At 73.9% G+C, this 3,495-nt stretch carries 4 protein-coding genes; 3 read left to right on the top strand and 1 reads right to left on the bottom strand.

The features are described 5' to 3' along the window. A partial coding sequence (locus tag DAT37_RS13065) for a hypothetical protein (RefSeq protein ID WP_198654253.1) occupies positions 1-393 on the bottom strand: 393 nt, incomplete at its 3' end. Positions 394-520: 127 nt separating this feature from the next. On the opposite strand from DAT37_RS13065, the gene DAT37_RS13060 reads away from it, so the two are divergent. The 3 genes from DAT37_RS13060 to DAT37_RS13050 form a co-directional block, all read left to right on the top strand. Beyond that, the gene (locus tag DAT37_RS13060; protein WP_109525013.1) at positions 521-1,621 is read left to right on the top strand and encodes a DUF917 domain-containing protein; all 1,101 of its coding nucleotides are present in this window, start codon (positions 521-523) and stop codon (positions 1,619-1,621) included. Beyond that, positions 1,614-3,188, top strand: a complete 1,575-nt coding sequence (locus DAT37_RS13055) for a hydantoinase/oxoprolinase N-terminal domain-containing protein (protein ID WP_109525012.1) — start codon at positions 1,614-1,616, stop codon at positions 3,186-3,188. The genes DAT37_RS13060 and DAT37_RS13055 overlap by 8 nt, the downstream gene beginning before the upstream one ends. A 23-nt stretch (positions 3,189-3,211) precedes the next feature. Continuing rightward, positions 3,212-3,495 (top strand): hypothetical protein (locus tag DAT37_RS13050; RefSeq protein ID WP_198654252.1); only part of this gene is annotated, 284 nt, incomplete at its 3' end.

Here is a 3,495-nt window from a genome sequence, read left to right as displayed (position 1 = left end):
GAGGGCGGCCAGCTCGGCTCGAAGGTGGTGTCCCGTCGCGGTGAGGCGGTTCGCGGCGGCGTCGAGGGCGGCGATCAGGGCGGACATCGCCCGGGTGTCGATGCCGCGGAACGGTCCGTGGGTGGGCGGTGCGGCCGGCACCTGGGTGGCGAGGTGTGGCACCGCGGGGGGCTGGGCGCCCTGGCGTGCCGCCGCCTGGGAGAGGGAGGACAGCGCGAGGGCCAGCGCCGACTGGAGGGAGCCGCGGTGCGTGGCCAGGGAGGCCGCGAAGTGGGGCGCGCCGCCGCCGACCCAGGCGTGTGCGATCATGAGCCGGGCCGCGCTGTCGAGGTCGGCGTGGTGTTCGGCGGCGAGCGGCAGCACGCGGCGGAACGCCTCACTGGCTTCGGACATGACCAGACAAGGATCCCAGTCAGGGATGGTGCTCGGCGGTGAAACGGCAGTTCACGGGGATAAGTCGGTTCCGGCCCGAATGCGGGACTGGCCAAATGGTGTGGCATGTGCTTGGTTTTGTCGCCATATGAAGATTGAGTTAGGTGATGTCGCCGCCCTCGCCCGCGGATGCGCCGTGCTCGGCACCGGCGGCGGGGGAGACGTGCGCACCGGGGCGCTGGCGGCGAAGCGGGCGATCCAGGAGTACGGGGCGGTACCGCTCGTCCGGCTGGCCGACCTGCCCGGCGACGCGCTGGTGGTGCCGCTCTCCGGCATCGGCGCCCCCACCGTCAGCCACGAGATGATCCCCGGCGAGAGGGAGCCGGAGCGGATCGCGGAGGAGGTCGAGCGCCTCTTCGGCCGGCCGCCCGGCGCGGTCATGTCGTCGGAGATCGGCGGCGCGAACGGCGTGGCGCCCGTGGCCTGGGCCGCGCGGCTGCGGCTGCCGCTGCTGGACGCCGACGGGATGGGCCGGGCGTTCCCCGAGGTGCAGATGGTGTCGATGTACGTGGCCGGGCTGCCCGCCGACCTCGTCATCATGTCCGACGTCGCGGGCAACGTGGTCACGATACGTCCCGTCGACGGACTCTGGTCGGAACGGCTGGCGCGCGCGGTCTGCGTCGCCGCGGGCTCGCACGCGCTCATGGCCGACTACGTGCTCACCGCCGAGCAGGCCGGGGGCGCGGTCATCGAGGGTACGGTCACCCGCGCGCTCGCCGTGGGCCGGGCCACGGAGGGCACGGCCGAGCCGCTGGAGGCGCTGCGGCGCGAGCTGGGGGCCGCCAGGCTGATCACGGGCAAGCTGGCCGACGTGGAACGGCGCACCACGGGCGGGTTCGTCAGGGGCACGGCCACGATCGAGGGCATCGGAGACGACCGGGGCAGGACCCTCACCCTAGAACTCCAGAACGAGAACCTCGTCGCCGTCGAGGACGGCCGGTTCAGGGCCATGGTGCCGGACCTCATCACGGTGGTCGACACCGAGACGGCCATCGCGGTCCAGACCGAGGGGCTCAGGTACGGCCAGCGCGTCACGGTGCTCGCCTGGCCGTGCGACCCCCTCTGGCGCACGCCGAAGGGGCTGGAGACGGCGGGGCCGCGGGCGTTCGGCTACGACCTGGACTACGTGCCGGTGGAGAACCTGACCGAGGCCCCCGCTGACGGTCCCGTGGGGGTGGCGGGTGAGTGAGCGGAGCCTGCGCGTCGGGATCGACGTCGGCGGCACGAACACGGACGCGGTGGTGCTCGACGCCGCCGACCGGGTCGTCGCCAAGGCCAAGCGGCCGACCACGCCCGAGGTGACCGCCGGGCTGCGGGCGGCCCTCGACGCGGCCCTCGACGCCGTCATCGACGCAGCCCCAGCCCGATCGGGGCATGTCACGCGGGTCATGCTGGGCACCACCCACGCGACCAACGCGATCCTGGAACGCCGGAACCTGGGCCGGGTCGCCGTACTCCGGCTCGGCGCCCCCGCCACCACGTCCGTGCCGCCGCTGTCCGACTGGCCCGCCGACCTGCGCAAGGCCGTCTCCGCCGGCGAGGCCGTGGTCCCGGGCGGGCACTACGTCGACGGGCGCGAGATCAGCCCGCTCGACCCCGGCGCGATCCGCCGGTTCCTGGACGGGGTGGAGGCGGACGCCGTCGCGGTCACCAGCGTGTTCAGCCCGGCGAACGCGGAGCACGAGCGGGTGGTCGAGGAGCTGGTCGGACGGGAGTACGGGCTGCCCGTCTCGCTCAGCCACGAGATCGGCTCGCTCGGCCTGCTGGAGCGCGAGAACGCGACCGTGCTCAACGCGGCCCTGTACGGCGTGGCGGCCCATGTCACCGAGGCGCTGGTCACGGCGCTGAACGAACGCGGGCTGGACGCGACGCCGTACCTCGCCCAGAACGACGGCACGCTTATGACGCTGGAGCACGCGGCGCGGCTGCCGGTGTCGACCATCGGCTCCGGCCCGGCGAACTCCCTGCGCGGGGCCGCGTTCCTGTCCGGCGTGGGCGACGCGATCGTGGCGGACGTCGGGGGGACGTCCACCGACCTCGGGGTGCTGGCCGGCGGCTTCCCGAGGGAGTCGGCCGCGGCGGTGGAGATCGGCGGCGTGCTGACCAACTTCCGCATGCCGGACATCCTGGCCATCGCGCTGGGCGGCGGGAGCGTGGTCAGGGGCCACGGGGTGGGGCCTGACTCCGTGGGTTACCGGATCGCCGAGGAGGCTCTGGTGTTCGGCGGGGCGACGGCCACGATGACCGACGCGGCGGTGGCCGCCGGCCGCACCCCTCCGGACGCCGCGGGCTGGGCCGAGCGGCTCACCACCGGGCCCGACAGGTCGGAAGGACTTCACGACATGCTGCAAAGGGCCGTGGCCGTCGCCGACGGGATGGTCGCCGACGCCGTGGACCGCATGGCCCTCGGCCGGGCGGACCGGCCGCTGGTGGCGGTGGGGGGCGGCGCGTTCCTGCTGCCCCCGGAGATCCCCGGAGTGAGCCGCGTCGTCCGCCCCGGCCACGCCGAGGTCGCCAACGCCGTCGGCGCGGCCATCGCGCTGGCGAGCGGCAGAGTCGATACGATCTTGCCTGCGGGCGAAAGCCGGTCAAAGGCGATCGAACGGGCCAAGGAGGAGGCCGCGGGGCGGGCGGTGGCCGCGGGCGCCGACCCCGGGCGGGTCGAGATCGTGGACCTGGTCGAGGTGCCCCTCAGCTATCTCTCCGAGCCCGCCGTGCGGGTACACGTCAAGGCCGCCGGACCTCTCGCCCGGTGACGACATCGAAAGGACCCCCAACCATGCGCTGGCACAAGCGACTGCTCGTCGCCGGAGTCGCCGGCGCCGTGGCCATGGCCGCATCCGCATGCGCGGGTGGCCAGGTGCGCGGCGCGGGCGGCACCCCCAAGCCCGGCACGGGCCAGTCGGCCGAGAGCAACGCGGCCACCTCCGGCAAGGCCAACGACGCCACGTTCGTCTACGCCCCGAACCTCGACGTGGTCACCGACTGGGACCCGGCGAGCTCGTACTCCAACGAGATCATCGCCATGTCCAACATCTACGAGGGCCTGACCAGGTACAACGC

It is taken from the genome of Nocardia aurea (genome assembly GCF_003123685.1).
GTDB classification, from domain to species: Bacteria; Actinomycetota; Actinomycetes; order Mycobacteriales; family Mycobacteriaceae; genus Nocardia; species Nocardia aurea.
This window is presented reverse-complemented; position numbering and strand designations above follow the sequence as displayed.